The sequence below is a fragment of the Pseudomonas sp. CF161 genome (assembly GCF_000416215.1).
Taxonomy (GTDB): Bacteria; Pseudomonadota; Gammaproteobacteria; order Pseudomonadales; family Pseudomonadaceae; genus Aquipseudomonas.
In genome coordinates, this window is record NZ_ATLP01000012.1 from 1 (window position 1) to 3,504 (window position 3,504).

Genomic DNA, 3,504 nt, shown 5'->3' on the forward strand with positions numbered 1-3,504 from the left:
GCTGGCCCGGGGGTGCCGCCGGCGCCGCCACAGCGCCAGCAGATCGCGGCCGATCAGCCACAGCGCACCGGCCACGTTCAACGCCACAAAGGCCTTGACCATAAACAACAGCCCATCGCCCAGGGTCGGGCATTTGGGCCCGGTGCAGTGGACGCTAACGCCCAGGGCGGCAGGTGATGCCAGGCACAGCGCAACGCCCAGCCACGCCACGCGCCAAACACGTGACAGGCTCGGCCTGTGGCTGGCTGCGGCTGTCTCCACTCCATTGGAAACCCTTGGTTCAAGCGGCGTCATGCTGATCCCTGGCTGAAAAAAAGCCGCCTATTTCACCACACCCAGCGCAGCCGCTTCAGGCTTTTGTCAACGACGGTGCAGCCCGCAGCACCGGCCCCTGCCGGTTATTGGCCACCAGCTGGGGGATCTGCCCGTCACCGTAGGCGCGCTCTATCTTGCAGATCAGCACCTGATAACCGGCGTACCACTGGCGGTACTGGCGCTTGGCTTCAAGGTGCGCCGGGTGCCGGGCGAAGGCCTGGATCGACGCCTCGTCTTCCCAGTAATAACTGGCATTGACCAATTGCCCATCCGCCGAGGTCCACGACTGGGCGCCGACGAACCCCGGCAGGCTGATGGCGATCTCGTCGATGATCGCGCTCAGGCGCTGGAACTCCTGATCCTGCTGCCCGGGTTTGTAGATAAAAGCGGCGATATACATGCTGAACTCCATGGGTAACGTGCATCAGAGGGGACTTGTCATCAGCGCCAGGCGCGCGGCCAGCAGCAACAGCACCGCCGCCAGCAGCCAGGGCTGGATCCGGGCCAGGCCCGGCCTGGCGCCGAGCCCACGGCTCAGGGCACTGCCGAACACCCCGAGCAGGGTGTGAAACACCACGCTGACCAGGGTCAGCACCAGGCCCAGGACCAGCAGCTGCAAGGCGATCGAACCGCCCCCGGGCCGCACGAACTGCGGCAGGAACACCATGAAAAACAGCAGGGCCTTGGGGTTCAGCAGGCTGTTGAGCAGCGCCCGGACCCACACCGTGGGCAGCGGCACCCGTGGCGCCTGCCGCAGGTGCTTCGGCCCCCGGGCCTGTACGGCCTGGTAGGCGAGCCACAGCAGGTAGGCGACGCCGGCGTAGCGGATCAGGTCGAACGCCGGCGGCCAGCCCGCCACCAGCGCCGTCACCCCGGTGGCGGTCAACAGCGTCAGCAGCACGTCCGCCGCGCCGATCCCCAGCCCGCAGGCCACGCCGCCGCGCCAGCCATAGGCCAGGCCGTGGCTGAGCACAAAGGCCATGTTCGGCCCGGGCGACAGCAGCAACAGCAACACCGAGCCGACAAAGATCGAGAGGGTCGCCAGGTCAATCATCGGCGCGGCACTCCTGTGGAAAAGGCGCTAGATTAGAGCGCCGATCTGATACAAACAAAAAATTGATCTAGATACACAGGACCCCTGCATGAGCCGAATCCGCTACAAGCGCATCGTCGACCAGTTGGCCACTCGCATCCGCAGTGGCGAGCTGGCCCCCGGCACCCAGTTGCCGACCCTGCGGGCGCTGATGGCCCAGGAACAGGTGGCGCTGGCCACTGCGCTGCGGGTCTACAACGAGCTGGAAGCCATCGGCCTGGTGGTGGGCGAACCCGGACGCGGCACTTTTGTGCGCGACAGCAGCCTGCCCCGGGGCATGGGCCTGGAGCAGCACCCGCCGCGCAGCAGCGCGGTGGACCTGACCTTCAACTACCCCGCCCTGCCCGGCCAGGCGCACCTGCTGCGTGACGGCCTGCGGGCCATCGCCGCGTCGGGCGACCTCGACGCCCTGCTGCATTCGCCGCCCCAGGGCGGGCGCCCCCATGAACGGCAAACCGCTGCACGCCACCTGCGCAACCGCGCCATCCGCGTGCCCGGCGAGCAGGTGCTGATCGTCAACGGTGCCCAGCAGGGGCTGGCGGTGAGCGTAATGGCGCTGCTGCAACCGGGGGATGTGCTGGCACTCGATGCCCTGACCTACCCGGGCCTGAAAACCCTGGCCCAGTTCCACCGCCTGGACCTGGAGGCTCTGCCGCAACGGGACGGCCAGATGGACCTGGATGCGCTCGAAGCGCTGTGCCAGCGGCGCCCGGTGCGGGCCCTGTATTGCATGCCGACCATGCACAACCCCCTGGGCACGGTAATGCCCCAGGCTGACCGGCTGCGCCTGGCGCAACTGGCCCGGCAGCATGACCTGCTGATTATCGAAGACGGCGCCTATGCCTTTCTCGCGGAACCGGCGCCCAAGCCCCTGCAAACCCTGGCCCCGGAGCGCACGCTGTACATTTCCGGGCTGTCGAAGAGCGTCGCTTCGGGCCTGCGCCTGGGGTTTATCGTGGCGCCGCTGGAGATGATCCCGGCCCTGGAACAGGCGATTCGTCTTTCGACCTGGAGCACCCCGGCGCTGACCGTGGCCCTGGGTTGTCACTGGATCGAATCGGGGCTGGTGGACAGCCTGGAGGAACAAAAGCGCGCCGACGCCCGTCGCCGGCAACGCCTGGCACGGCGGGTGCTCAAGGGCTGCGAGCTGAGTGCCCACCCATCGTCCTACTACCTCTGGCTCAGGCTCGCCCAGGGCCTGCGCGCCGACAACGTGGTCAGCCAGCTGGAACGCCAGGGCGTACGGGTGACCTCGGCCGAGCCCTTCGCCACCACCGCCCACGTGCCGCAGGCGCTGCGGGTGGCCCTGGGCTCCATCAGCCTGGAGGCGCTGGAACAGGCGCTGCACAAAGTGCGCGATGCAGTAACTGACCTGTAGCCCCTGCCGAGGCAGCGGCTACGGTCGGTCGGCGCACTGTGTACGGTGACCTGAGTTTTTTCCGGGCATAAAAAAACCCGCCGAAGCGGGTTTTCCCAAGACCATGTCGACTCCCTGTCGGTAGCGTCCTTGCAAATGGTCGATCATCCTTGATCCTGAGCGCTTCCTGCGCTGCAGTTGATGGAGTGAAGATTAAACACAAACCTCAAGGGGCAATAGACGACATCACGGGCAGCGCGTGTAAGCCATTCGCCATAGGGGGCCTTCCGTAAACCCCTAGGGCTGCGCCAGTGCCTCAGTCGCCAGGCGCGCCATCTGACGCTGGTGCCCGGCGCCCGCCTGATTCCGGTCCTCCAGAAACCAGGCCGCCGACAAGCCGCTGTAAGCCAGCACCCACTGCAACAGGCGCTGGCGCGGCAGGTCGGCGGCCTCGGCAATCACCGCGACCTGCCCGGTAAAGCGCGCCGGATCGGTGGCCGTCGGCAGTTGCGGGTTGCAGATCAGGTTGGCGAAATCAAACCCGCGCTCGCCCCGCACCCGCTTCGGGTCGATGGCCAGCCAGCCGTGTTCGCCAAAGTCGAGAATATTCTCGTGATGGGCATCGCCGTGCAGCACCACCTCGTCACGCGGGTCGGCCAGCAATGCATCGGCGGCGGCCAGGCTTTCCAGCAGCACCCCGCCTTCGCGCGCGGCCGCCGGGCGCAGCGCCTGGAACCAG

5 protein-coding genes are annotated in these 3,504 nt (G+C 67.2%); 1 reads left to right on the plus strand and 4 read right to left on the minus strand.

The annotated features are described in order from the left end of the window. The 3 genes from CF161_RS00105 to CF161_RS00115 all read right to left on the minus strand — a co-directional run. Positions 1 to 210 (minus strand): hypothetical protein (locus CF161_RS00105; RefSeq protein ID WP_020294484.1); only part of this gene is annotated, 210 nt, incomplete at its 3' end. 139 nt (positions 211 to 349) lie between these two features. Continuing rightward, on the minus strand, positions 350 to 715 hold the full coding sequence (locus tag CF161_RS00110) for an antibiotic biosynthesis monooxygenase (protein ID WP_020294485.1): 366 nt from the start codon (positions 713 to 715) through the stop codon (positions 350 to 352). 24 nt (positions 716 to 739) lie between these two features. After that, on the minus strand, positions 740 to 1,369 hold the full coding sequence (locus CF161_RS00115; protein WP_020294486.1) for a LysE family translocator: 630 nt from the start codon (positions 1,367 to 1,369) through the stop codon (positions 740 to 742). An 88-nt stretch (positions 1,370 to 1,457) separates the two neighbouring features. On the opposite strand from CF161_RS00115, the gene CF161_RS00120 reads away from it, so the two are divergent. Then, positions 1,458 to 2,786 (plus strand): PLP-dependent aminotransferase family protein, encoded by a 1,329-nt coding sequence (locus tag CF161_RS00120; RefSeq protein ID WP_020294487.1) that lies wholly within the window; start codon positions 1,458 to 1,460, stop codon positions 2,784 to 2,786. Between the two features lie 276 nt (positions 2,787 to 3,062). On the opposite strand, the gene CF161_RS00125 is transcribed toward CF161_RS00120, so the two are convergent. Beyond that, positions 3,063 to 3,504, minus strand: a 442-nt coding sequence (locus CF161_RS00125) for an aminoglycoside phosphotransferase family protein (protein ID WP_020294488.1), incomplete at its 5' end; no start/stop codon positions are given.